Annotated in this window: 14 protein-coding genes; 11 read left to right on the top strand and 3 right to left on the bottom strand. The window is 48.9% G+C overall.

What is annotated here, in order from left to right:
* The first annotated feature begins 820 nt into the window (after positions 1-820).
* The 5 genes from MNO13_RS04100 to lapD are packed head-to-tail and all read left to right on the top strand — an operon-like array spanning position 821 to position 7,402.
* Positions 821-3,016 carry a putative bifunctional diguanylate cyclase/phosphodiesterase gene (locus tag MNO13_RS04100; protein WP_064543703.1) on the top strand — a complete coding sequence of 732 codons (2,196 nt, stop codon included), beginning with the start codon at positions 821-823 and terminating at the stop codon, positions 3,014-3,016.
* A complete protein-coding gene (locus tag MNO13_RS04095) occupies positions 3,006-3,911 on the top strand; it encodes an amino acid ABC transporter substrate-binding protein (RefSeq protein WP_241939563.1) in 906 nt (301 codons plus the stop codon). The genes MNO13_RS04100 and MNO13_RS04095 overlap by 11 nt, the downstream gene beginning before the upstream one ends.
* Before the next feature lies 1 nt (position 3,912).
* Positions 3,913-4,761: an amino acid ABC transporter substrate-binding protein gene (locus tag MNO13_RS04090; RefSeq protein ID WP_064543700.1), complete on the top strand. Its 849-nt coding sequence runs from the start codon at positions 3,913-3,915 to the stop codon at positions 4,759-4,761.
* 16 nt (positions 4,762-4,777) lie between these two features.
* The gene (gene lapG / locus MNO13_RS04085) at positions 4,778-5,455 is read left to right on the top strand and encodes a cysteine protease LapG (protein WP_133522181.1); all 678 of its coding nucleotides are present in this window, start codon (positions 4,778-4,780) and stop codon (positions 5,453-5,455) included.
* A 9-nt stretch (positions 5,456-5,464) separates the two neighbouring features.
* The gene (lapD, locus tag MNO13_RS04080) at positions 5,465-7,402 is read left to right on the top strand and encodes a cyclic di-GMP receptor LapD (protein WP_241939562.1); all 1,938 of its coding nucleotides are present in this window, start codon (positions 5,465-5,467) and stop codon (positions 7,400-7,402) included.
* A gap of 574 nt (positions 7,403-7,976) precedes the next feature.
* Here lapD and MNO13_RS04075 read toward each other — a convergent pair.
* Both MNO13_RS04075 and MNO13_RS04070 read right to left on the bottom strand, forming a co-directional pair.
* Positions 7,977-8,195, bottom strand: a complete 219-nt coding sequence (locus MNO13_RS04075; protein WP_064543693.1) for a hypothetical protein — start codon at positions 8,193-8,195, stop codon at positions 7,977-7,979.
* Between the two features lie 58 nt (positions 8,196-8,253).
* Positions 8,254-16,710 (bottom strand): retention module-containing protein, encoded by an 8,457-nt coding sequence (locus MNO13_RS04070; RefSeq protein WP_241939561.1) that lies wholly within the window; start codon positions 16,708-16,710, stop codon positions 8,254-8,256.
* 525 nt (positions 16,711-17,235) lie between these two features.
* Here MNO13_RS04070 and MNO13_RS04065 point away from each other — a divergent pair.
* The 3 genes from MNO13_RS04065 (at position 17,236) to MNO13_RS04055 (ending at position 22,393) form a co-directional block, all read left to right on the top strand.
* Complete coding sequence (locus tag MNO13_RS04065) at positions 17,236-18,579, top strand: TolC family outer membrane protein (RefSeq protein WP_064543689.1); 1,344 nt, start codon at positions 17,236-17,238, stop codon at positions 18,577-18,579.
* Between the two features lie 282 nt (positions 18,580-18,861).
* Positions 18,862-21,033, top strand: a complete 2,172-nt coding sequence (locus MNO13_RS04060; RefSeq protein WP_241939560.1) for a type I secretion system permease/ATPase — start codon at positions 18,862-18,864, stop codon at positions 21,031-21,033.
* Positions 21,020-22,393, top strand: a complete 1,374-nt coding sequence (locus MNO13_RS04055; RefSeq protein ID WP_241939559.1) for an HlyD family type I secretion periplasmic adaptor subunit — start codon at positions 21,020-21,022, stop codon at positions 22,391-22,393. The genes MNO13_RS04060 and MNO13_RS04055 overlap by 14 nt, the downstream gene beginning before the upstream one ends.
* Positions 22,394-22,467: 74 nt before the next feature.
* On the opposite strand, the gene MNO13_RS04050 is transcribed toward MNO13_RS04055, so the two are convergent.
* Positions 22,468-23,076: a helix-turn-helix domain-containing protein gene (locus MNO13_RS04050; protein ID WP_064543683.1), complete on the bottom strand. Its 609-nt coding sequence runs from the start codon at positions 23,074-23,076 to the stop codon at positions 22,468-22,470.
* A 627-nt stretch (positions 23,077-23,703) separates the two neighbouring features.
* On the opposite strand from MNO13_RS04050, the gene MNO13_RS04045 reads away from it, so the two are divergent.
* The 3 genes from MNO13_RS04045 to MNO13_RS04035 all read left to right on the top strand — a co-directional run bounded on the left by MNO13_RS04045 (position 23,704) and on the right by MNO13_RS04035 (position 26,445).
* Positions 23,704-24,489 (top strand): winged helix-turn-helix domain-containing protein, encoded by a 786-nt coding sequence (locus MNO13_RS04045; RefSeq protein ID WP_121814961.1) that lies wholly within the window; start codon positions 23,704-23,706, stop codon positions 24,487-24,489.
* Positions 24,486-25,004 carry a hypothetical protein gene (locus MNO13_RS04040; RefSeq protein ID WP_064543679.1) on the top strand — a complete coding sequence of 173 codons (519 nt, stop codon included), beginning with the start codon at positions 24,486-24,488 and terminating at the stop codon, positions 25,002-25,004. The genes MNO13_RS04045 and MNO13_RS04040 overlap by 4 nt, the downstream gene beginning before the upstream one ends.
* Positions 25,005-25,152: 148 nt before the next feature.
* A complete protein-coding gene (locus tag MNO13_RS04035; protein WP_083963269.1) occupies positions 25,153-26,445 on the top strand; it encodes a sensor domain-containing diguanylate cyclase in 1,293 nt (430 codons plus the stop codon).
* Positions 26,446-26,472: the final 27 nt, after the last annotated feature.

Here is a 26,472-nt window from a genome sequence, read left to right as displayed (position 1 = left end):
AATTTTTAACTATTCTTTTTAATAATACCGAAGATGATGAATCTTAAAAATCATCGGCACACTGAAAACGTTTTGGATTGTATTCATTTTTTGTTCAGAAAAGAACAGTCATTTATAGGTAAAAATGGACATTAATTAGTACGGTGATAATTAATTAAGCACAACACAAAAATAACCTAACATATTGATAGTTAGTAATATATTTATTTTAACGGTAATATAAAACTGTCTTATATTGTGGATTGCAGAACAAAAACAAACAGCGACAAACGTCTTTATTTAACGCCATTGTTAAAGAGAATCAATCAACAGAACAATTAATGTTTGAAGGGTATTCTTAATGATTGACTTGACTATCAGGGTTATCTATAGTCCTGCCGCGTGTTTTGTCTTTATTTATTTTTTCAGCAGTGATGTTACACAACCGTTATTTATTGTTGATACAACACACAACTCTATTAATAAAAAACTCACATAATAATCGGCTAATAAACGGTGGATGACGCTGCGCTTATCCACCCTACAAAATCTTAACCGTAGGTCGGATAAGCGAAGCGTCACCCGACAAAACCATAACCGTAGGTCGGATAAGCGCAGCGTCACCCGACAAAACCATAACCGTAGGTCGGATAAGCACAGCGTCACCCGACAAAACCATAACCGTAGGTCGGATAAGCGCAGCGTCATCCGACAAAACCATAACCGTAGGTCGGATAAGCGCAGCGTCACCCGACAAAACCATAACCGTAGGTCGGATAAGCGCAGCGTCATCCGACAGCCCCGACAAACCCAAGTATCATTCTCAGGAAGCTGGTAATCAGTGGCTAAAAGTTTTATCTCGCTCAAAGGCGTAAAAGGTTGGCACCATTCCATTGCCGGGAAAATTACCCAGTTTTTGCTGGCGGGTATCCTTATTGCCTTTGGGGCGGGAGCCTGTGCAGGCTGGGGGCTGATTGACAGCTTCTCTTACCAGCAATGGGTACACCAGGCTGAAGCGAATGCCCAGATAATGACCTACATCGTGCGTAACGTGTATACCAATGTCGCGGTGGGGACCAGCTCTACGGGGCAAATAACCCGCATTGTTTCTGAACACAAATTGGGTGACCCCGACTCGGTAATCCAAACCGGCTACAACCCTGTCGATGTGCTGGCTCTGGCATCAGTGCAAACCCGTAACCCGACCTGGCTGTTCCTTTACACGCCTGAAAAAGGCTTCCAGGGCATCAGCAACAACTCAGAATCGCAAGACGCCAGTATCCGCTTCAAGGGACACCGCGCCACTGATGTACTGGTTAACTACTATATTGGTTTTGCCACCATCAACGGCAAAGAGTGCTTTATCAGTGCCGTCCCTATTCTTGCGCCTTCAGGCGAAATCCTTGGCAGTTTGATCAGCAGCATTGGCAACAAAAGCCAGCTGTACGCGGCTTATGACGCGATGCTCAAAAAAACGCTGGTGATTCTGGCGCTGATTCTGCTCGGCACGCTGGCCCTGGTGACGCTGTTTATGCGCCGTCTGTTCCGCCCGGTACCGCTGTTGATTAACTCTTTGACGCGCATTGCTCATGAGCAAACCGACCACATAACCCCTTACTTAGATCAGGATGACGAAATCGGCCGGTTAGCAGCAGCGATTGAAAAACTCCGTATTGCGATGGTGGAGCGTGATTACCTGCAACGCATGCAGGATATGTCGCAAAAAATGGAGTACATGGCGCACCATGATTCACTGACCGGTTTCCCGAACCGCGCTTCCTTTAGCCAGGCGCTGGATAAATGTATCCGTGAAATGAATCAGAACGGGCAGCTATTCAACCTGTTGCTGATTGATCTGGATAACTTCAAACCGGTGAACGATACCTTCGGCCACTCGGCGGGTGATGAAGTGCTGATCGGCGTGGCACAGCGTCTTTCTTTGCTGTTAGGCCCAATGGATTTTGCCGCACGCTTAGGCGGTGACGAATTTGCGATTTTGCAGAGCGTGAAAGCAGACAATTGCCAGGAAGCGGGCGCGCTATCGCAAAAAATTGTCCGCGCGTTGAGTATTCCATTCACCTACGGCACCAACACATTCGCCATTAGCTGCAGCGTCGGCATTGTTACCGCCCCCGATCAGGGTAACAGCGCGACCACGCTGATGATTAACGCCGACCTCGCCTTGTATGCCTCAAAGCATAGTGGCCGTGGCTGCTACCACTTCTTTGAAGATGGCATGATGATGAAGCACACCAATAGCGTGTTTGTGAATCAGGAAATCATCAACGGCATTGATAACAATGAGTTTGTCCTGCACTACCAGCCGATTATCGATCTGGAAAATGAAACCGTTTGTGGCTACGAATCACTGATCCGCTGGAATCACCCGACCAAGGGGATGATTTACCCGGACTACTTTATTAATATCGCCGAAGAGTCCGGTTTAATTATCCGTCTTGGCGAATGGATTATTCGCCAGTCCTGTATGGCGGCGGCTAAGTGGCCAGAATCCACCAAAGTGGCGGTTAACATTTCGGCGTATCAATTACATGGCCCAGGCTTAATCGATATTATTATTGATGCCCTGAAACAGAGCGGCCTGGCGGCTAATCGCCTGGAAATTGAAGTCACTGAATCAGAAAAACTCGACCAGTCGATTGCCCTGCCGGTATTTAAGAAAATCCGTGAGATGGGTATTTCCATTGCAATGGATGATTTAGGCACCGGATATGCGGCGCTGGATTACCTGCTTATTTATCCGTTTACGCGTATTAAAATTGCCCGCACGCTGATTATGAAACTCGAGAAAGAGAGTGCCAGCCAATATCTGGTGGTGATGCTGATTCAGTTTGCGCAAAAATATGGCATGAGCGTGACGGCAGAAGGGGTGGAAACCGAGCAACAACGGACTATTTTGCGGCGTATTTCTTGCCAGAATGTGCAGGGCTACTATTACAGCCGGCCGTTACCAGAAAAAGATCTGCAACCGACTTTTGGTAACCGAGTCATCGATGGGGAAATTTGCAATGCAGTCTAAGTCTTTGCTTTGCCATTTCTTTATCGGGCTGCTGCTGCTCAGCAGCCCGTTGTGCCGGGCGCACAACCTGCATAGCAAGAAAACGCTCGAGAAAATAACCGAAACCAACACCATCTCGCTCGGCTACCAGGATGACGCCTTCCCCTTTTCCTATGTTGAAAACAAACAGCCAGCAGGCTATTCCATCGAGATTTGTAATAAAGTCGTTGAGGCGATTAAAACTAAACTGAAATTAAAAGATCTGAAAGTTCGCTGGATAAAAAGCAGCACCGCCTCACAGTTTGTGTTAATCAAAAACCATGCCACCGATATTATGTGTATTCCGGCTTTTTACTCTGAGGCGCGCCACCAGAAAGCTGAGTTTTCCATCCCTTACTTCTTCTCCAGCACCCGCTTTATTACACGTAAAAATAACCACACCGACACCATCGAAGATTTAGCCGGCCATAGCATTCTGGTCAAAAGTGGCACTATCTATGTTGAGCAATTGCATAATATAAACAGAACCAACGATCTCAACTTAAATATTGAACTGGATAACAATAACCGCGCCGCCTTTGAAGAAGTGCAAAGCGGTGAATTACCGGCGCTGGTTTCCAGTTCAGCGATCCTGAAAGGCATGCTGGCACTTTCCCCGGAGCCGGACTCATTAGAAATATCTGATGAAACGTTAAGCCCACCGATCCCCGCAGGTTTATTACTGCCGCTCGATGACAATGAATTCAAAAGTTTCCTCGATGAAACGTTGCTGTCATTGATTACCAGTAAGGATTTTACCGCACTCTATCAGCGCTGGTTCCTGTCACCGATCCCGCCGAAAGCCATAAATCTTAATATTCCGATGTCGGCCGATCTCAAAGCACTGACCACAACAACAGCTAAGTATGTGTACTAATATGAAAAAGACATTTTCCAGCAGGCTTAAATTGTTGTTCCGAACGGTTTCGTGGTTGCCATTAATGTGTGTTCCCCATTATCTGGCAGCCGCCCCCACTTCCGTCACTCTTGAACATATCAAAGCAAGCCACATCATTAATATCGGCTATCGCCAGCTGGAGCCTTTTTCGTTTCGGGATAATAGCGGCGAAGTATCCGGCTACACCATTTCACTGTGTAATAAAGTCGCTGATGAAATAAAACATTCGCTGGGGCTGAAAAAGCTCGACATTCATTATATTCCCACATTGTTTACCGAGCGTGTTTCAGCACTTAACTCCAGTAAAATAGATTTTGATTGCAGTGTGAATACCGATGCACCTGAAAGACAAAAGAGTGTGTCGTTTTCCATTGATTATTACACGGCCAATATGCGTATTGTTTCGCTACGCCAAAACAATATTCAGACGCTTAATGACTTAAAAGGCCATACCGTTAGCGTGCCACGGGGCTCTAAAGATCTGTTAGAGTTGAATCGGGTAAATCGTGAGAAACATCTTAGTCTGTCGATTATTACCTCAGATACGGTGGCCGATGCTTTCGATATGGTGGCGCAGAAGCGCACGGCAGCAGTCGTGCTGGATGATATCCTGGCTTATCCATTCATCAACCAAAGCGAGAAGCCTGAAGCATTCACGGTTTCGCATGAGATTGTCGGTGAAAAGATGAAATACGCCATCATGATGCGCAAAGAAGATCCGCTGTTTGTGGCGTTTGTCGACAAAACGCTGGAGCACATTTTCGATTCACCACTGAATACTCAGTTGACCAATAAGTGGTTGACGCAAAAAGTGGTGTTAAAAAATTAAGCCTGGGAAATGGTGGATGTCGCTTACGCTAATCCACCCTACGAAAATATTCATCGCGGTGTTGTTGATATTTGCGGGCAGCACGTTACGTGCCGCCTGGGATTTCACCACCATTCAACAGCGCGCGGATAACCTCTATGGCCCCGCCAGCCCTGAGGGTGGAAAACGTATTGATGCCTGGCAGCAATTGCTTATGCAGCAACGCAATAAAAGTGAGTCTGAACAATTAACCGCGGTGAATCTCTTTTTTAACCAAAAGCTGCATTACCGCGAAGATAGCGATATCTGGAATAATATTGATTATTGGGCCACGCCGATAGAATCGCTGCGTAAAGGGGAAGCAGATTGCGAAGATTATGCAATCGCTAAATATTTCACATTACGCCAGTTAGGTGTTTCAGGCGAAAAACTACGGATTACTTACGTTAAAGCCATCCGTCTTAATCGCGCGCATATGGTATTAACCTGGTATGAAACACCTAATGCGATCCCTGTGGTTTTAGACAGTTTGACGAATAATATTTTACCCGCAACACAACGTGCAGATTTATTACCGGTTTACTCTTTTAATGATAGCGGACTGTGGTTACCTGGCAGTCAAAATAATAAACGTGTCGGGGATAGTAAGCACCTTTCTCGCTGGCAAGATGTATTGAAAAAAATGCGCGAAGAAGGATTCCCGATTGATGAATAGGATAAGCCTGTGTCACTTTTCAAACAGCTTCTGATAGCTATCTTTGTTTTTATGCTGATTATTTTCAGCGGCAGTTTTGTGGTTAATCTCGAAAGTTCGCGGGATCAATATACTAATCAGCTGCTGTCTCATGCTCAGGATGCCGCCACCGCATTAGGCCTGTCGCTGACCCCGCATGTTGACGATCCGGCGATGATTGAGCTGATGGTCAGTTCGATTTTTGATAGCGGCTACTACAATACGATTCGCATTGTTGACCAGAGCAACGGCAAAACCATTCTGGAGCGCAGCACGTCTACGTCTATCCCGGATGTGCCGCACTGGTTTGTCGGCCTGGTCGATGTGAAACCACAAGCGGGTGAAGCGACGATTATGCGCGGCTGGCAACAGGCGGCGCGCGTCGAAGTGGTCAGCAATCCGGTGTTTGCCATCAAACGTTTATGGGACAGCACGCTGGCGAATTTGCTGTGGATGCTGGCGTGTTGCGCCGTGTGTATTCTGGCAGGTGCCATGCTGTTGCGCCGCCAGTTACGCCCACTCAATTATATGGTGGAGCAATCACAAGCGATTACCCGCCGCGAATATCTGACGCAGCTCGATTTGCCGAAAACCCCAGAGCTGCGCCGTGTCGTCGAAGCGATGAACCTGATGGTCACCAAGCTTAAATCGCTGTTTGAGGATCAAGCTGAACACAGCGAACGTCTGCACAATGAAGCCTATCTCGACAGCCAAACCGGTGTTGCCAACCGCCGCGCCTTCGACCTGCAAATGCAGTCGCGTTTGAGCGATGAAGAGACCGCGCCGGGCTATTTGCTGCTACTGCGTATTCAGGATCTCAGTGGCCTGAACCAGCGTTTTGGCGGCCCGCATACTGATAATTTGCTGAAGCATGTCGCCGATATGATGAGCGTGGTGAAAAGCCAGCACGCCAAGGCGGATAGTATTCTGGCGCGTATCCGTGGCGGCGAATTCGCGCTGCTGTGCCCGGGCGTGACGCACACCGAGATGCTGAATTTGCAGCATGCCCTCACCCAGCAGCTTTCGGCATTTTATGCCACCGGCATGTCGGACATTAACCCGGTGGCGCATACCGGAATGGTGCCTTTTAATTCCGGCGATACGCCGCAGTCGCTGTTCGTGCAGGCTGACCGCGTATTAATCGAAGCCGAAACGCGCACCACACATCAGACAAACGATGTGCCCGCCATCGACAATGCCGCGACAGAAGATCAGCATTTGTGGTTTACCCGTCTTGATAATGCGCTGAGCCAACGGCAGTTCCAGTTATTCTTCCAGCCGGTAGTGGACTGTAAAAATCCGAAGAAAGTGATTCATTACAAAGTGTTGTCGCGCATGGTGGATGAAGACGGCAATAGCATTACTGCCGGGCGTTTCCTGCCGTGGGTGCATCGCTTTGGCTGGAGCCATCGTCTTGATCAGGTGATGCTGGCGCTGACGTTGAAGCAGCTGAAAAGTTACCCGGGTTCGCTGGCGCTGAGTTTGTCGGGGCATTCGCTGGCCAATGAAGCCACGATTAAGCAGTTGCTGAACCCGTTGAAGGTCAATTCCGCATTAGCCAACCGGTTAATTCTGGAACTCGACGAAAACCAGTTGCCGGAGCCTGCGCAGATGGAAGTGTTTGTGAAGTCGCTGAATCAGTTTGGTTGTGGGCTGGGTTTGCAACACTTCGGTAGCCGCTTCGATATGATTGGCCATTTCTCGCAGTGGGGGCTGGCGTATCTGAAAATCGATTCCAGCTATATTCGCCATATTGATATTGAGAGCGATAAGCGCTTGTTTATTGATGTGTTGCACAGTGCCACCAACAATATCGATTTGCCGTTAATTGCCGAGCGTGTAGAAACCGCAGGCGAGTTGCGCGTGTTGCAAGAGGTGGGGATTTACGGCGCGATGGGCCAGTTGTTGGGGGAGCCTGCGCCGTTTTAATTTGGGTAAATGCCCTCACCCCGGCCCTCTCCCACAGGAGAGGGAGAAGACCGTCTTATCTACTGGCTAGCAGGCTGTCTCTTAGTCACATCTCGCTCTGGCAATCTTGTCAGGGCGAGATCTGTTAGCCTCGCAGGTTTTCCGTTCACCCGTGCGTTCAGTTATCTCTTTAATTCCTGCAAACGGTGAACGTATCAAGGTGTTAACGCCAACCCCTTGATAATCCAGGAGCCCGGCAAATCAATCGCCGCTAAAGCGGTAAACACCGTTTTTCACCCAACATTCGGGGTCGTTCGCGATTCGTTCCAGACGATCGCTCTCTCACGTGGTTCCCGACCACGTGACCCCAACTGAAGGGTGAAAAACGGTGCGACTGAAGCCGGGAACAAGGTCAAAACCGGCCTGGTTTTTGACTTTGACCTTGAATTTCTGGTCCGGCTTAAATCGCCTGGTGAACGGAACCTTCTCCGAATTGGCAGGAACTGTTCTTCAAAGTTGTGACTAAGAGACAGCGCCCGCACCGTTCAATCCCCTCTCCCTCAGGGAGAGGGTTAGGGTGAGGGTGGTTTAATCACTAGAAAATCCCGTTATCGTCGCTATTCAATAAATCTTCCAGCCCACCTAATCCCTGGCGCGCCTGCGCACGGTTCATCAACTTCACCTGCGCCATCTCTGGCAAATCGGTAATGGTGATCACCCCTTTCTGAATCAACAGAAAAATCAGGTCATCCAGAACACGTACCATTTCCAGGTCGCTTTTTTGCAGTAGTTCACGATGCTGAACGTCATTCATTTTTAATACCTTAAATTGCCGGTGATTTCACCGCCCGGTGAAGGGCGGTGACTATCAATTAGTGAGTAATATGCTCAGGTTTTGCGATGAGGTGACCCAGCGAGTAGTGCGATGAGCCATGTGAATCCTGCCCCATATCCCCCACGCTATGCACCGGATGCGTTGGGTTTGCCGCATCGCCTTTGCCACCATGAGGTTCAGCGCCGCCTTTAATCAGCTGCGCAATGTCGCTCACTTCGTGCAGTTCATGAGCCAGCGAGCTGAGATCGTGTTTACTGTCGTGGCGGTCATCTTTTCCGGTAAAGACTTTAGGATCTTGCCCGCCTTGCAGGCCTTTACCGTCTGGATGCAGCGCAAAGGTAAGCGGTTCGTGGCTGTCATCAAACAGGTTGCTTAAACCATGATCATGCGCCGCCGCGTGATGGGCTTTGTCTGCAACGTCCGTTCGCTGGTCGTCAGAGTGGCGCGGTGGCTCTACCGTGACATCCACCGTCTGGTAGATTGGGGTTTGGTTGCCGCTGGCATCGTGCGCCGTCACTATGACCGTCACGTTGTTATGCCCGGCCGCAAACTCCGAGGTATGCACCGGAAGGTCATACTTCATTTCACCGTTTTCTAAGTAAATGTTGGTGTGGTGCGGCTTGCCGTTGATCATTGCCGTCACCTGGTCGCCATCCTGCACTTCACCGGTGATGTGGCCGGTAATATGGGTGAAGGTGTGACGGGCTTCGCGATCGCCATCAATGTGGTTATCACCGGTGACTTTATCGAGGGCGATCACCGCGTCGGCGTGGGTGTCGAGCTCAATATGGTGAGTATCAGTCGAGGTCGCCACGTTACCAGGCTTATCTTGCCCGGTGAGCGTGACATCAATCTTGTTATCCCCCTCTTTTAAGAGATGGTTATCCACCGGAATTTCAAAGGTTTTCAGGCCATCATGCAGGGTATACACGCCTGGCAGTTGTGTGCCATTAAGCGTTAACGTCACGGTGTCGCCGTTCTGCGCATCGCCCGTGATTGTGCCTGTGACCAGGGTGGTAGGGTTGCTATGCTCCGCAGCATTCACCTTGTCGTCACCGGCAAGTGTGTCGATATGGATGCTGTTGGCCGCTTGCTGGTCGATGGTGATGTCGTTGGTTTTGACGACCGTTAAGGTATTGCCGACGTCATCTTCGCCAGTCACTCGGTAGGTAATCGTCTGATCGGCGAGCAGCTCAGAGGTAGCCACATCCAGTTTGAAGATGAACCCACCATGCCCGTCACTGTGCAGCGCTGCTGGCAGTTCGTGGCCATTAACGGTAAGAATAACTTTGTCATTCTCTTTCACATCGCCAGTGACTTTGCCGCTAATTTCCGTGGTGGCTTTGCCACTTTCGACAAGGTTAAGGATGTTATCTTGCGTGACGTTATCGAAGGTCAGCGTCACCACGGCGTGGTCGTCAATGCTGACCGCTTTGCTTGCACTCTGGCTAAAGTCATTACCGGCGTCGTCTTTGCCGGATACCGTCACCGTGATATCCGGGTGGTTTTGTAACTCCACTTTTAAATCGTCAGTTTTGACATCCAGCGAGTAGCCCAACTGCCCGTTCATATTCGGCAGTTCGATCACTTTAGTGTCATACGGGATGCCATTAAGTATCACCGTCACTTTGTCATCCACTGCGGCATCCCCACCGACAGTGCCGCTGATCCCGGTAAATTCTGCGCCCAGATCTTTGGCGCTGAGGATATTGTCACCAGAAACGGTATTAATGGTGAGGGTCGCGGCAGCAGCGAGGTCGGTTGAATAATGCTGTGTGGCGTGACCGACAGTGATGTTGTGAGCATCATCATGGCCGGTCACTTGCGCTGTGATGGTGTCGCCTCTCTTCAAATCATCAGTTAAGACATCAAGCGAATATTTCAGGTTGTCATCAATCTCAACGTCTTTATATTCCACGCCATTCACGTTCAGCGTGACATGCTCATGTGGCTTCACATCGCCGGAAACATGGCCGCTGATGGTGGTTTTTGGCTGCTGGGTTTCAGCCAGGTTGAGGATGTTATCGTCAGTGACCTTGTCGATAAAGATATTGGCTGAAACGTCCGTATCCACGGTGATGGTTTTATCGTCGCTCACCGTCAAAGTGTTGCCCTGGTCATCATGCGCGGTGACGCTAACGGAGACATGCGGGTCCTGGCGCAGATCGGCAATGCTGACTTTCTGGTTGAATCTCAACTCCCCGTTACTGTCGGTATGCACCTGGGTGGTCACCTGGTGACCGTTAATCATCAGCGTCACATTGCTGCCGTCATGGATGCCATCACCTTTGACGGTACCGGTGACGGTAGTCACCCCATTTTGGGCTTCGACAATGTTGATAATGTCGTCGCCCGCAATGGTGTCGAGGTGGATTTCGGCCGTCACATCGGTATCAACCTGCACAGTTTTATGTGCATCCACTTTCATCGTCTTACCGTCTTCATTGTGCGCGTTGACGCTAACCGAAATATCCGGGTGATCCATCAAATATTGGGTATCGACTGCAATCTCATAGCCCAATTCACCAGGCAAATTAGGGCGTTCTTTAATCTCAACCTCAATATTTTGCGTGCCAATATGCAGCATGACGTGATCGCCAGGCTGCACATCGCCACTGACGGTGCCACGGATCACCGTTTTACCTGCCTCAGATTCGATTTGGTTGACAACATCGTTACCGGCAATCGGGCTGATGGTGATTTCCGCATGAGGTTTGTCGTGATGCTCCGGCGTGTTATCCGGCGGAGTGGTATTGCCATTATTGTTAACGAAAGCAGGAAGATGCGCCTGGATATGATCAACTGCCGTCGTCGTGTTGCCGAACTTATCGGTGCTGGTGACTTCGATCTGGATATCTGGATGAGCGTAGACAATGAATGGAGAAACCGCATAGTTAAACCCTAAACCACCGCCCTTGAGTTTGATCACTTCGGTGTCAAAGGTCTTATCACCAATGGTTATCAGAACATGGTCATGCTCCTGCACATCCAGGCCTGTGACACGCCCCGTCACGTAATAATGGTCAGGTCCGTTTTCGTTATCACCATCGGCTCTATCGTCCGTAATGTGGACATCGGCACGCGTATCAACCACCACATCGTGGTCGGCTTCAGCCAGCACGGTGTTACCCACCTCATCGTAGCCGGTGACCGAGGCATGTATTGTCGGGTTCTCTTTAGAAATCAGATCATCGGTGCTGACTTCAATGCTGTAACCGAGGCCCTTAGTCCCGAGATCGATAACATCGCCGTAGTAGTGCACCCCGTTAACATCAAGAGTGACCTGATCCCCCAGATGAACGTCACCGGTCACCTGGCCGGTGATGGTGGTGTGCGGCTGGTGCGCTTCGGCATTATTAATCACATCGTCGTCAGTCACCTTGTCAATGGTGATGGTGGCAACTGCCTGGTCGTCGTGTTTGACGTCGTGATCGGCATGTACCGTGATGGTGTTTCCGGCGTTGTCCACGGTGCTGACGAAGGCTTCGATATGCCCGTCGGCCACCAAACCGGAGGTTTTCACCTCAACGGAATAACCGAGGCCGCCATTGAGATACTTCTGCGGTTCAACTTTGACGATGTATTCATGGCCATTGACGAAAACATGTACCACATCGCCTTGATGGACTTCGCCACCCACGCTGCCGTAAACGGTAGTGGTCGGGTATTTTTGATCCAGTTGGTTAAGAGTATCGTCGCCAGAAACCGTGTTGATGGTCAGCGAAGCATCGGCATGATCGTCGATATTTATTGGCCGATATGCGGTGGCAGTAGCGACGTTGTGTGCATCATCTTCCACCGTGATGCTGGCGTGAATATTCGGGTCCTGATGAAGATCGGTAGTTTCTACCAGGATGTGGTAAACCATGTCGCCATTAGCATCCTGCTCAACTTTTCCTGGGTAATCATGGCCGTTGATCTTCAATACCACTTCGTCGCCCGGCTTCATTTCACCGCTCAGCGTGCCGCTCACCAGCGTGTAGTGATGGTTGAGCTCTTCACCATTTAAGGTGTCATCTCCCGAAACCTTATCAATGGTGATCACCGCTTCAACTTTGGTATCAACCTCCACTGTCCTGTCCGCCTGCGCGGTAGCCACGTTATTGGCGTTATCAGTGGCGGTGACAGAAGCGGTAAAGTGCGGATCAACCATCAGGTCGTGGGTGCTGACCTCTTTGGTCCACACCAGATTGCCATTGCCGTCTTTGGTCACTTTCGCCGTCAGCTCATTGCCGTTAATCACCAGGTGGACATAATCCCCTTCTTTAACATCGCCGCCGACGGTGCCGGATACCGTGGTGAATTCGTGAGTTGATTCATCAGCGTTGATCTTATCGTCGCCGGCTACCGGATCGATGTTAATCGTCGCTTCCGCTTGCAGATCAATATCGACCTGGTAGGTCACGTCGATGTGATTTTCGTTACCGGCAGCATCGTGCGCCACCACATGAACCGTTGGGTAAGGGTCGGCCAGCAGATCTTTGGTGACCACATCCAGGCTGTAGCCCAACGCCCCGTTTTGATGGGGCAGCTGGATGACCGTGGTTTCATAGCTGATGTTATTGACGGTGATGAAGACTTTATCGCCAACATTAATTTCGCCGGTAATGGTGCCCGTGATGTGTGTGTGCTGCTGTTTTGATTCGAGGTGGTTAATAACGTTATCGCCGGTCACCAGATCAATGGTCGCATTGCCTACGGCGTGGTTATCAATATGGACGGTGTGAGTGGTGGTTTTGGTGACTTCGTTATCCAAAATGTCGTGGGAGGTGATCGTGGCTTTAAAGGTCACATCGGTATCAATCTTGCCGTAATTATCACTGAACGAGCCGCTATCAACTTCAATACGGAAGCCAATTTTACCGTTATCCAGAGCAATGACTTTGCCTGGATAGGGAATGCCATGAACCTCGATAACAATCTTATCACCGACTGCGGCATCGCCATCCACCCAACCCGTGATCATCACTTTGGGCTGCGCCAGTTCGTCGTGATTAAGCACGTTATCAACCGTCACTTTATCAATATGAATGCTGGCTGCCGCTTTAGTGTCGACCGCAATATCGTGCGTGTGCGTGGTGGTGACATAATTGTCGAGCGCATCGTGGCTGGTGACAGACACTTCCACATTGACGAGCCCATCATGAAGCGTGCCCGCAGGCAGCGAAACTTCGTAATACAGATGGCCGCCAGCGTCGGTTTTCACCTCACCTGAATATTCCACACCTGCTACCCGCACCACGACCGGATCGCCATCTTTGGCATCCACGCCGGTGACATCGCCGCGAATGATGACAGGCTGTTGAGATTCCGCTTTGCTAACCCAGTCTTCGCCCGCCACGGTATCGATGGTGAAATCGTTTACCGCAAAGTTATCAATATGCAGTGTGTGCGTGGTGGTAACGACAATTTCGTTATGCGCAAGATCATGGGAAGTAATTGTCGCTTTGAACGTAAGGTTTTCATCGATCTTACCGTTATTATCAGCGAACTGCGCCGACGGTACGGCAATATGGTAGCTCAGGTCATTTTCGAGGTAGCCGGTGAATTTCATACCGTTAACTTCAATGACCACTTCATCTCCCGGCTTCGCATCGCCACCGCCAACGCCACTGATGATGTGCTCTTTCTCATCCAGTTCAGCGTGGTTGAGGATATTGTCTGCGGTGACATCGTCAATGGTCAGCGTGGCGTTGGCGTGGTTATCAATATAAACCGTGTGATCGGTGGTCTGAATGGTCACGTTGCCCGCGGCATCGTGGGAGGTCACTTTGGCGTGCACATTGACGCTGTCGTCCACTTCACCTTTGTTATTGCTGAAAATTCGCGAATCAACCGGAATGCGGTAACCCAATGTACCATTGCCGATATCAAACACTTCCCCGGTAAAATGATTGCCATTAATGTCAATATCAACGCGATCGTTAACCGCCGCGTCACCATCCACCACACCGTGCACCCACCACTTCGGTGCGCTCAGTTCATTGTGGTTGAGGATGTTATCGTCAGTCAGATCCTCAATGGTGATGGTGGCATTGGCGTGGTTGTCGATCTGAACTTTATATTCCGTGGTTTCCACCACTTCGTTACCCGCCGCATCGTGTGCTTTGACGCTGGCAATCACTTTGACAAAGCCGTCCACTTCACCTTTGTTATCGCTGAATACGCGCGGGTTGACCGGGATGTTATAGCCCAGTTGATCATTGCCGATGGCAATCACTTCGCCACGGAAATGCGTGCCGTTAATCACCAGATCAACCACATCCCCTTCACGGGCATCACCGCCGACCACGCCATGAATAAACTGGGTTTTCGCTGCCAGCTCATCGTGATTGAGGATGTTATCTTTAGTGACCGCGTCAATGGTGATGGTGGCGTTAGCGTGGTTATCAATATAAACCGTGTGTTCGGTGGTCTGAATGGTCACGTTACCCACATCATCGTGGGATTTAATGGTGGCATGGACTTTAACTTTGCTGTCGATTTCCCCCTGATTACGGCTAAACGCCGCAGAGTCGACTTGAATGTTATAGCCTAATTCCCCATTACCGAAATCCACCACGGTACCGGTGAAATGGTTGCCGCGAATATCAAGGTCGACCACATCTCCCACTCGCGCATCGCCGCCGACATTGCCGTGAACAAACTGTTTCGCCGCATTCAGTTCATCGTGATTAAGCACGTTGTCTTTAGTGACATCATCAATGGTGATCGTGGCGTTAGCGTGGTTGTCGATTTGAACTTTATGTTGTGTTTTTTCAATCACTTCGTTATCAACGGCATCGTGCGAAATAACGCTAACGCTGACTTTCACAAAGCCGTCCACTTCACCCTTGTTATTGCTAAAGTCGTGTGGCTCGACCGCTATCTGGTAACCGAGTTGATTCGGGCTGATGTAGATGACTTTTCCGCTGTAATGCTTACCGTTAATTTCCAGATCAATGGCATCACCTTCGCGGGCATCGCCCCCGACGGTGCCGTGAACCCACTGCTTTGCGGCGTCCAGTTCACTGTGATTAAGAACGTTGTCTTTGGTGACGCTATCAATGGTGACGGTGGCTTCAGCCTGGGTGTCGAGCACCAGGTTCTTGTGTTCGATTGCCGTGGCTTCGTTACCCGCCGCATCATGGCTGGTTACCTGAACCTGAATGTCGTTATTGCCTTCTTGTAGCAGATTGCTCGGTACCGGGATTTCATAGCGCAACTGGCCGTTATCGTTGACCACCACGCCGTGGAAATCACGGTCACCGACGGTCACCGTTACCGGGTCGCCTGCTTGCGCATCACCGCCCACAACACCGGTCACCATCGTCGGCATACGCGATTCGTTGCGGTTGACGATGTCATCGTTGGCAATGGTTTCGATAGTAATCGAATTATGAATATCGAAATCGAGATCAACATGGTGATCGCTCGACGCCTGAGTGGTGTTTCCGGCATCATCGGTTGAGGTGACGGTGGCGTGAATATTTGGGTCAGTCAGCAAGTCTGGGGTTAATACGTCGATGCGATAACCCAGTGCGCCATTCCCGAGGTCGATAACCACGTCGCTATATTCGTGGCCATTCACCAACAGGGTAATTTTATCGCCGAGTTTGGCATCCCCGCCGACGGTGCCGTGAACGGAGGTTTTCGCTTCATGGGATTCAGCGATATTAATCACGTTATCAGCGGTAACATCATCAATGGTGATGGTGTCGTGCAGGTCGACGGTATCAATCAGCGCATCGGTAGTGCTTTGCGCGGTGCGACCGGAGATATCCGTAGCCGTGGCGATAACGTTAATTTCGCCTTCCGCAAGAGCGGTTAAATCGGGGTCCGCCGTCCAGTGCCCGTCTTTAACATCCACCTCAAACGTCAATGTGTTTTTTTGGCTATCAGTGAAAGTCAGCGTGACATGTTTCTGGTTACTGGTGCCGCTAATGTGGGCGTGGTTTATTTCATTTTTGTTAACGTAACCGTCGTTGCCCGCGAATTCGTCGATGTGAACCTGCGGAGGTAGAACCGGAGGTGAGCCAGCGTTTAAGCCGCCTTCAGGTAAGTTATGTTCCCAGGTCGGCGCGCCCAGCCCCTGAGTATTAAAACCGGCTGTTGGATCAACAACCTGCGCGGTTAAATCTAATTGCACCAGAGTATGGCCGCCACCACCGCCTTCAATTTGCACGGGCGCTTGGTTACCCGCGGCGGTCGCTTCTAATGATTGTGTTGGGTCAGCACCGTCGGCAATAGCTTTTTGCAGGGCGGCGACATCTTGCGTGTCATGTGCGGCGCTGCTTACCGCATTCAGGCCATGCTCTGTCCAGTGGCTATTACGCCCAAGATCCAGCGTTTTACCATCCGGTAAAGCGACGCTAACCGCCCCGCTGGCACCCGTGACAATTTCCTCACCACTGTAGATTCTGTCACCTTCTTTCAAGAGACGCTGTGAGCCATCGGCTTCGATGACATAAACCTGACCAATGACTGCTTTGATTACACCGAGTAAATTGCTCACCGTACCCTCTCGAATTATTTTGGATTTTATTAGTATTGTTTTTCGATAATTTAAATAATTAATAACATTATTCTTTCATTCACTAAATATCGCCAAATATAGCCATAAATGCCCATTAATGGACATTGCTCATTTGGCGCTAATTTATAAATGTAGAAAAAAACACAGTTATTAGAATTCTATTATCGTGCGCTTGACTGAGTTCTAAATATAATCAAAAATGACACAAAGTGAAACATCACATTACAGAACATTAAATTTCATTTCGAATGAAAGTCTGTTTAATGCCTGACAGATAAACACCGCGTGTTAATTGATATGATGTTTCGTGTTAAAAACAGAAATGGAATTCCCCAAAATAATTCGAGTTGCATGAAGGCGGCAAGCGAGGGAATCCCGATGAGCTTACTAAGGTAAGTGATTCGGGTGAGTGAACGCAGCCAACGCATATGCAGCTCGAAGAATGAAGGGGATATAAAGCGTGATATAGGGATATCGTTAACGCATGTAATAAGGCTTCATAAAATGAAGAAGTTTTTTGTTTTTATCCTGGGTTGTTTATCTGTACATTCTGTTAATGCAGAAAGCTTACCGAATACCGTCAAGCAAGCGTTATCCACTCATCCAGAAGTGAACGCTTCGGTAAATAGCCGCTATTCGGCGGAACAAGATTTACGTGCGGCACGCGGCGGTTATCTCCCTTCTTTAAATTTAAATGCCGAAGCGGGTCAAAAGAACCTCGATGACGCGACGACACGTGCCGGTGGTGATAATAACGGGATGAATCTTTCCCCGAATGATGCCACCGTCAGTCTTGACCAGAATGTCTTCGACGGCTTTGCCACCACCAGTGAAGTGGGCCGCCAGAAAGCCACCGTTGATTCGCGCGCCTTTAGCGTGATGAATATTAGCGAAACCACGGCATTAGAAGTGGTTCAGGCTTATCTCGATGTGTTGCAACGCGAAGAATATGTTCATTTGGCGCAAGACGATTTAGCCAACCATGAACGTATCTACGACCAGATTCGTTTGCGCACCGATCAAGGCGTGGGGCGTTCTGGCGACTTAATGCAGGCAGAGGCTCGTCTGGCACAGGCTCAAAACAATTTACTGACTGAGCAGACCAACCTTGAAGATGCCAAAACATCGTTTACCAGCGTGACTGGCAGAGAGCCAGAAAACCTGAGCTTGCCTGAGAATATTGCGGCTGAGCTGCCGAAATCCCTGAAGGACGCTAAACAGGTGATGGAAGCCAACAACCCGCTGTTGAAATCGGCTAACGCCGATATTGAAGCCGCCCATCAGCAATATGAAGCTTCAAAATCAACGTTTTATCCGCGTGTTGATGTTTCCCTTGCCCATAGCGTGAGTAACGATACCGATACCACGCGTGCCCATGCCGAAGAGTGGCAAGCGATGGTGAAACTGCATTACAACCTGTACCAGGGCGGTAGCGATAAAGCCACGATGGATTCCCGAGCTTATTTGCAAAAACAAGCACAGGACGTGAGAAATAACACGCTGCGCCAAATGAATCAGGAAATTGGCCTGGCATGGACGGCATTAAAAAATGCCCGCGACCAATTACCGGCAGCGGCAGAATATGCCGACCGCAGTGTAAAAGTACGTACCGCTTATCAGGATCAATTCAGCCTCGGCGAACGAACACTGCTGGATTTATTAGACAGTGAAAACGAAGTGTTCTCATCTAAACGCCGCCTGGTTGAATTACGTTATCTGGAAATATCGTCCGGCTACCGAATTTCCGCGCGCATGGGTGAATTATTAAAAGACCTGAAAGTTAGCCCAACGCCAGCAGCTCAGCCAATTGATTCGGCGAGTAATAATACGTTGCCAGAACTTAATTAATTTCGCGTTCAATGGTGGATGACGCTGCGCTTATCCACCCTACAAAAATGTTTCGCGTAGGTCGGATAAGCGTAGCGTCATCCACCCGACAAAAATGTTTCACGTAGGTCGGATAAGCGCAGCGTCATCCACCCGACAAAAATGTTTCACGTAGGTCGGATAAGCGCAGCGTCATCCACCCGACAAAAATGTTTCACGTAGGTCGGATAAGCGCAGCGTCATCCGACAAAAATTATTTCGTTCATCCGACAAAACTCATCAATGAATTTACAAGTTGAACCCATGAATACAATGACAGAGGCTCCTCCACTGGAGGAGTCGCATTATCATGATCCGCGCAGCCGCCATGACGATCCCCTACTCGATTGCCTGCTGGTGCTTTGCACTTTGCATGGTAAATCGGCAAGCCGTTCAACTTTAAGCAGTGGCTTGCCGCTGGAGAACGACCGCCTGACGCTGACCATTTTGCCGCGTGCTGCGGCACGTGCCGGGTTAAAAGCGCGCATCATTAAACGCGCGCTTAATAAAATCCCGGTCATGTCGTTACCGGCGATTCTGATGCTGCGCGAGGGTGGAGCTGCGGTATTGCTCGGCTGGAACGCCGACGGTTCCGCGCGTGTGATGCCAAGCGAAAGCGAAGGTGGTGAAATTCGCGTTGATGCGTCAATCCTTGAAGAAAGCTACACCGGACAGGTGATTTTTGCCCATCCGCGCCATGAGTTTGATTTGCAGTCTGAATCCTTCTTGCCGCGCACCAAATCCTGGTTCAAAGATACGCTGATGCTATCGCGTTATCTGTATATGGATGCGGTGCTCGCCAGTTTGCTGATCAACCTGATCGCGTTGGGCACGCCGCTGTTCACCATGAACGTGTATGACCGCGTGGTGCCGAACCATGCCACGGTGACGTTATGGGTGTTGGCGGTCGGTATTTGCCTGGCGTTCGTGTTTGATTTGATCTTAAAAATGCTGCGCGGTATTTGTCTCGATATTGCCGGGAAAAAGAGTGACCTGATTATCTCTGCCACGCTTTTTGAGCGCATTACCGGCATGGAGATGAAAGCCCGCCCGGCGCGAGTCGGCAGCTTTGCACAGAATATTCATGAATTTCAGTCGCTGCGCGATTTCCTCTCTTCGCTGACGCTGACCACGCTTATCGACTTGCCGTTTACGCTGGTGCTGTTGCTGGTGATCGCGATTATCGGCGGCTCGCTGGCGTGGATCCCGCTGCTCACCTTCCCTATCGCGCTGCTGATCAGTTGGGCGTTGCAGAAACCGGTGAATGCCGCCGTTGCCAAAACCATGAGCCTGGCCAGCGAACGCCAGGCATTGCTGATTGAAACACTCAGCGGCCTTGATGCGATTAAAGTGAACAACGCCCAGAGCGAGCGCCAGTACCAGTGGGAACAGACGCTTGGCAGCTTAAGCCGCCTGGAATTGCGCGTCAAAACGCTGTCGAGTTTTGCCAGTAACCTGACCGGTTGGTTCCAGCAAATGTCCGGCGTGCTGATGATTATTGTTGGCGTGTATATGATTATTGGCGGCAAGTTGAGTATGGGTGGCCTGATTGCCTGCTACATGCTGAATGGCCGCGCGCTGATGCCAATGGGGCAACTCACCGGTTTAATTGCCCGTTATCAGCAGGCGCGACTGACCATCAACAGCACAGAAAAAATGATGTCGATGCCGCAAGAACGCCGCGAGCATGAGCATCCGCTGAAACGCGAAAACTTCCGTGGCAGCATTGAGTTTAAAGACGTCGATTTCAGTTATCCCGAGCAGAAAAACCCGTCGCTGCACAAGATAAACCTGACCATTCAACCGGGCGAACGCGTCGGTATTATTGGCCGTAGCGGTTCCGGCAAAAGCTCCATCAGCAAGCTCATCATCAACCTTTACCAGCCTTCCAGCGGCAATATTTTGATTGATGATGTCGACGCCCGCCAACTGGACGTTAACGACCTGCGCCATAGCATTGGTTACGTTCCTCAAGATATTCAGCTATTTAATGGCACGCTACGCGATAACCTGGTCACTGGTGCGCGTTATGTCGATGACGAAACTATGCTGCGCGCCGCTGAGATTGCGGGCGTGAGCGAGTTCGCACGCATTCACCCTGATGGCTACAACCTGCAAGTGGGTGAACGCGGGATGCAGTTATCCGGCGGGCAACGCCAGGCGGTGGCGCTGGCACGAGCATTGTTACTCGAGCCGCCAGTTTTGTTGCTCGATGAGCCGACCAGTTCAATGGACAACACCAGTGAAGACAAGATTAAACAGGCGCTGGTGCCGTTTGTTGCCGATAAAACCTTGTTACTGGTGACTCACCGGGCGTCGATGCTGACGCTGGTTGATCGCCTGATAATTGTAGATAAAGGACGCATTATTGCCGATGGCCCGAAAGCCATTGTGATGGATGCGCTGAAGAAGGGGCAAATCAATGCGTCTCGCTGAGTTAATTTCCCGTTATCGTGAGCCGCTGCGCCGCTATTTTCAGGGGCGCGATGAAAATCAGGCTGACAATATTAATGAGGTAAGTCATGCACTTATTGATGATTCCCCGCGTGTTATCCGCCTGACGCTATGGACGATTCTGGCATTAGTGGTGCTGGCATTCATTTGGGCGGGTTTCGCCAGGCTGGACGAAGTGACGCGTGGCGAAGGCAAGGCCATCCCTTCTTCTCGTCTGCAAAAAATCCAAAACTTAGAAGGCGGTATTGTTACGGAACTGTTTGTTCATGAAGGGCAAATCGTTGAAGCCGGAACACCGCTGCTGCACCTGGATGATACGCGATTTGCGTCAAACGTCGGCGAAACCGAAGCGGACAAGCTCGGCTTACAGGCGAAGATTGACCGTCTGACCGCAGAAGCGGAAGACAAAGACTTTGTGATTTCAGATGACATCGTCAAGCTCGCCCCACAAGTGGCGCATGGCGAAGTTGATTTGTTTAACAGCCGTCACCGTCAGTTCCAGAATGAGATTGAAGGCCTGCAAGAGCAACTGGTGCAAAAACAACAGGAACTGCGCGACCTCAAGTCGAAACAGGATCAGTACAAACACAGTCTCGGTTTGCTGCAACAAGAGATCAAAATGTCTGAGCCGTTGCTGGCGTCTGGCGCGATTTCTAAAGTCGAGATCCTGCGTTTACGCCGCACCGAAGTAGAAACTAAAGGGATGCTGGACTCTATCACGCTTTCCCTGCCGAAGTCTGCGTCGGAAGCGAAAGAGATTGAGAACAAGATTGGTGAAAGCCGTAACCGCTTCCAGAGCGATGCGTTATCGCAACTCAATGAAGCGCGCACCAACTTGAGTAAAGCCGAAGCAACGGGCAAAGCACTGGAAGACCGCGTGAACCGCACCATGGTGGTTTCACCGGTGCGCGGTATTGTGCAGCAGGTGATGGTGAATACCATTGGCGGGGTTATCCAGCCAGGCAGTGATTTGGTTGAGATTGTTCCGCTTGATGACAAGTTGCTGATTGAAGTGAAAATTCAGCCGCGCGATATCGCGTTCCTGCACCCAGGACAGCATGCGGTGGTGAAATTCACCGCTTACGATTACACCACGTATGGCGGCCTGAACGGTGAGCTGGTGCAAATTAGCCCGGATACCGTCACTGATAAGCAAGGCCACAGTTACTACGTTGCACGCCTGCGAACCGATAAGAATTACCTTGGGAGCAAAGAGCACCCGATGTTGATTATTCCGGGGATGGTGGCGACGGTTGATATTCTGACGGGTAAGAAGTCGATTCTGAGTTATCTGCTGAAGCCGATTATTCGGGCAAAGGCTGAGGCATTACGGGAAAGATAATAAAAAAACCGCAACGGGTAACGTTGCGGTTTTTTACCAGAATCGTAGGTCGGGAAGGTGTTGCGCCCCCGACATTACGAATTAAAATTACAAGACGCCAACTTCCCACGATTCAAAGACAATTTCTCCTCGTTCACTAACTCCTGCAAAACCTTATGAATCGCGCTGCGCGAGATATGGTTGCGGCTCAGGATAAAGGTATATACCGAGGTTTTTTCGCGGATCTCAGGTTCAAGAGACCAAATATGCTTCACATGTTCCGTCACAATTTCGCGGATAGTTTTATGAGAACGCATATTTTCACGCTGGAAGTAGCGCTGAAGATGGCTGGTTAAAATATCAAACGCGTGAATCCATAAGCTCTTTTTCGTCAGCAGCTCATTGGCATTCGCGGTGCTCATGACCCACATTTCACAGTCAGAATCACATCGTAAATAATGCGACGCCACTTCACTACGCATCTGCGCCAGACCAAGTATTGCTGGAGCTGCGAGGCTTATCGTGACGAGATCATTTTCGACTCGGTATACGGAGACTGTTCCTTTCTCCAGGAAAAATAAATTGCCGTCCTTTCTTAGCTCAATGCGCTGACGTTTTTTTCGCAACGAAAAATACGCATTTTCCGATCTTTTTAATTCATCGCCAATGAGCATGACCGATTCATCTACGTTAAGGCTGGACATCAATTTCTCTTACTTAGATTGTGGATATAGATTATCTCCATTCACTGAGTGAAGGAGACTGCCCTTAAGCAATTTGATAACTCATTACTCTTCACTTATATCAATATAGGATATAAGGGCAAACCTGCACTTAATAAGCCAACGTTTTTAAGGCCGCTGCCAGGCGACTTTAAATGATCAAACTTATAGTTTACCTGGTAAAATAATACGCAATAACTCACCCATTGTTATAAACAGAGGTATTTAGCGGTGAGTAAAGGCGAGTAAAACACTCAGGTATTATATTCTAGCGGCACAATCGAGTGCATTGACCGTGAAGAACATCTTCCAGGTGTCAACTTTTATGCCGTTATGTGTCTGAGTATATTTATCTGCGGGTTTAACGTAATGTTTTTCATCTTTGCTGCGGGATCTTTCTCTTTGCAATTAAAAAAGAAAACCTAAAAATATGTAACATATTGATTTAAAGCTAGTTTTAATGTTCGTTATGTGTGTGTTATTTGTTAGTAGTATTGTGAATAGCTGAAATAAAGCGCAACGCGGTGCAGGTCAGATGAAACATAAGGTTATTCCCTGCACCAATATGCTTATAATGACACGTGTAAATACCAGCCTGAGTTAACGAGCATGCCCGAAGCAGATAATCTGTTTTATCTCATTGAAAATAAAATACTATTCATCCCTGCAAAGCAGTCTCTGGTGCATATGGATAGCCACGAACAGATAAAACTCAAGCCAACTGCTGCGTTATGCCTTTTGTTGCTGCTCAGAAACCATGGTGCCATTGTCACGCAGAATGAGTTGCTCGCGTTCGCATGGGGAGAAAGCCACAGGCAGGTGAGTTTTAACGCGTTTTATCAAAGCATTCTTTCTTTGCGAAAAACTTTTGCGCAAATGAATGTTGAGAAACAAATAATCACCACGGTTCCACGTAAGGGTCTTATCATCCAGCGAGAAATAAGCGTGGAAGAACAGCAGGACCCAGTGCCAGAAGCACAACCGGAACCATCACCCTCAGAAACCATTACTGAATCGCTACCTTATAAAGCGACAAATGATAAGCGTTCTATTTTAAATCTGACGGAATGGTGGATGATTATCGCCACCGTGATAATCATCGGCATCATTATCTATCCCCGCGTATTCAACGAACAATATTTTTCCGGCTATGTTTCGCCAATGAAATATGATGGACAATGCCATTACTTTTTCAATGGAGATTCCAGTAATCATCTCCGCCATAAGGAATTCATCCAGCAACATCCTGATATGTGCCAGGACGATAACTACCTCTATATCACTGCGTATCCAGAAACAAAAAATATTTCAGTCATTCTATGCACCACCAGTATGGAGTTATCACGCGGTAATTCCTGCCAATCCGTCTATTATCCTCGGTACGATAGTCAATGAAGATATTCACCGCGATCTCCTCACTCCGAACCCAGACGCGCGTCATTTTTTTAGTCTGCGTCGCGATTGTAACCGGCCTGGCGGTGTATCTTTATCAACCGCCCAATGACGCACGACACAATCTCGTCTGCCGTGCGACGTTACAGATAAACAGAGATAAGGCTTCTTTCCGTGGGATTATCGATTTTAAATCCGGCGACGGCAAAGGCATTGCCCACATTAACGGCATCATTAATGTAAGTGCCCAGGAGGAGTATACCGTCCAGCGAACCATCCTCTTTACCCATGCGGATTATGGGCTCAGCCCTGTCTGGGTATCTCGCCAGATAATCGTATCAAACCGCGAAACCGCGCCTTCAGGGGTACTCCAGCAATTCCTCCCTGACTTTTATCTCAAAAGTGCTGGCGTGACAGATATCGATATCTTTACCCTGAACAAAGATGCCGATCTCATCACCCGCGAAGGTATTCCCTATTTATACTGCCAGAAGTACATGTTGCCTGAGGACGAGTAAGATTTGCCCAGGATAATATTGCACCCTGGTGCCAAGGTGATATTTATCCTACCTAAGTACAAGGCTATTACATAACGCTATTACGCTGCGGGGTAATTCAGTCTATAATAAATAAGCATGCCTCCTGAGAGTAAATTTTAAGTTAAATATGTTATTTAATTATGATATTTCATTAGTTTTACTCGCTATAATTATTTCGGGCATAGCTTTTTATGTCTCTTTTTGGCTATGTAAAGCAGGCGCGCGTAAAAAACATTATTGCTGGCCTTTATTTAGTGGCCCAACAATGGGCTGCGGGATATGGGTTTTGCACTATATGGTGATACAGGCACATCATCATAGCCACGTTATTAATTATAACATTCAAAAAACACTGGCCTCATTGCTGATCGCTATAGTCGGTTGCTCGCTGGGGTTTGTGTGTTTTTTATTCAAAAGACTGCGTGGGCAACACTATCTTCTGCCTGCTTTAATCTTTTCTGCGACAGCCGCTTCTATGCACTATTTGGGGATGGCCGCTATCATCAATGCAGGCGATTGGTACGTCAGCAATACTAAAATCATCCTGTCGTTGATTGCGATTTTTATCACATCGTTAGTCATGTTGCGCCTGACCCATCTCATGTTGGTCATTACCAACAAAAATGATATTTATGCCAACTTCTATCGACTAAGTGCCACTCTTACGTTGTGTTGTGGTGTCGCCATCATGCACTTTTTAGGGTCATGTGACATCAACATGGGCTCTATTCCGATGTCATCAATGCCTAAAGATGACTATGTCGAAAATACCATCGCCATGACATTGATCGTACTTGTCGCGCTGGTATTTCTGCTGGCAATATTTATTTGGTTTGTTAATTTTAAAGAACATTTAAGTAATGAACTACTCAAGCGCGAGTTAATTAAAAAGAACTTGCAGCTTAAACAAATGACACAGCATGATTCATTAACGCAATTGCCCAATCGGCTGTATCTGCAAAAACATCTGAATACCCTTTTCACCAACCAGACAGACCTGTTGTTTATTATGTTTATCGACCTGGATGGGTTTAAACGCGTCAACGACGTCTGGGGTCATGCGGTGGGGGATGAACTGCTGGTGAAAATTTCGCAAACCCTCAAAGAAAATATCAGTCGCGAAGGCTTTGTCGCCAGAATTGGCGGTGACGAATTTATTGTCGTCGTTTGTCAAAAAGATAAACAAGTGGTTATTCAACTGGCGAAGAAGTTGCTTGCGCGGATTGCTGATACCTATGAGCTTTCAGCCACTAGCGTAGATTTTATCTCTGCCAGCATTGGCATCTCCATTTACCCGGAGCATGGCAATGATGTCGCCACTTTGCTTAAAAAAGCGGATGTCGCGATGTATTACATCAAAAATCGAGGAAAAAATAGCATCACATTTTATGATGAAATAGAGATGACATTGCCGAGTTAATCGGCACTTAAAAACGAAGAGCAGTAA

It is taken from the genome of Buttiauxella ferragutiae, assembly GCF_022637515.1.
Lineage (GTDB): Bacteria > Pseudomonadota > Gammaproteobacteria > Enterobacterales > Enterobacteriaceae > Buttiauxella > Buttiauxella ferragutiae.
Note: the sequence above shows the minus strand (reverse complement) of the source record. Positions and strands in the feature narration are given on the sequence as shown.

What these genes read in the sequence shown, in the direction of transcription:
- MNO13_RS04095 (WP_241939563.1), top strand. Translation starts at nt 3,006, where the DNA reads ATGCAGTCTAAGTCTTTGCTTTGCCATTTCTTTATCGGGCTGCTGCTG.
- MNO13_RS04075 (WP_064543693.1), bottom strand. Translation starts at nt 8,195, where the DNA reads ATGAATGACGTTCAGCATCGTGAACTACTGCAAAAAAGCGACCTGGAA.
- MNO13_RS04090 (WP_064543700.1), top strand. Translation starts at nt 3,913, where the DNA reads ATGAAAAAGACATTTTCCAGCAGGCTTAAATTGTTGTTCCGAACGGTT.
- MNO13_RS04055 (WP_241939559.1), top strand. Translation starts at nt 21,020, where the DNA reads ATGCGTCTCGCTGAGTTAATTTCCCGTTATCGTGAGCCGCTGCGCCGC.
- MNO13_RS04040 (WP_064543679.1), top strand. Translation starts at nt 24,486, where the DNA reads ATGAAGATATTCACCGCGATCTCCTCACTCCGAACCCAGACGCGCGTC.
- lapG (WP_133522181.1), top strand. Translation starts at nt 4,778, where the DNA reads ATGTCGCTTACGCTAATCCACCCTACGAAAATATTCATCGCGGTGTTG.
- MNO13_RS04060 (WP_241939560.1), top strand. Translation starts at nt 18,862, where the DNA reads ATGAATACAATGACAGAGGCTCCTCCACTGGAGGAGTCGCATTATCAT.
- MNO13_RS04035 (WP_083963269.1), top strand. Translation starts at nt 25,153, where the DNA reads ATGTTATTTAATTATGATATTTCATTAGTTTTACTCGCTATAATTATT.
- MNO13_RS04050 (WP_064543683.1), bottom strand. Translation starts at nt 23,076, where the DNA reads ATGTCCAGCCTTAACGTAGATGAATCGGTCATGCTCATTGGCGATGAA.
- MNO13_RS04045 (WP_121814961.1), top strand. Translation starts at nt 23,704, where the DNA reads ATGCCCGAAGCAGATAATCTGTTTTATCTCATTGAAAATAAAATACTA.
- MNO13_RS04065 (WP_064543689.1), top strand. Translation starts at nt 17,236, where the DNA reads ATGAAGAAGTTTTTTGTTTTTATCCTGGGTTGTTTATCTGTACATTCT.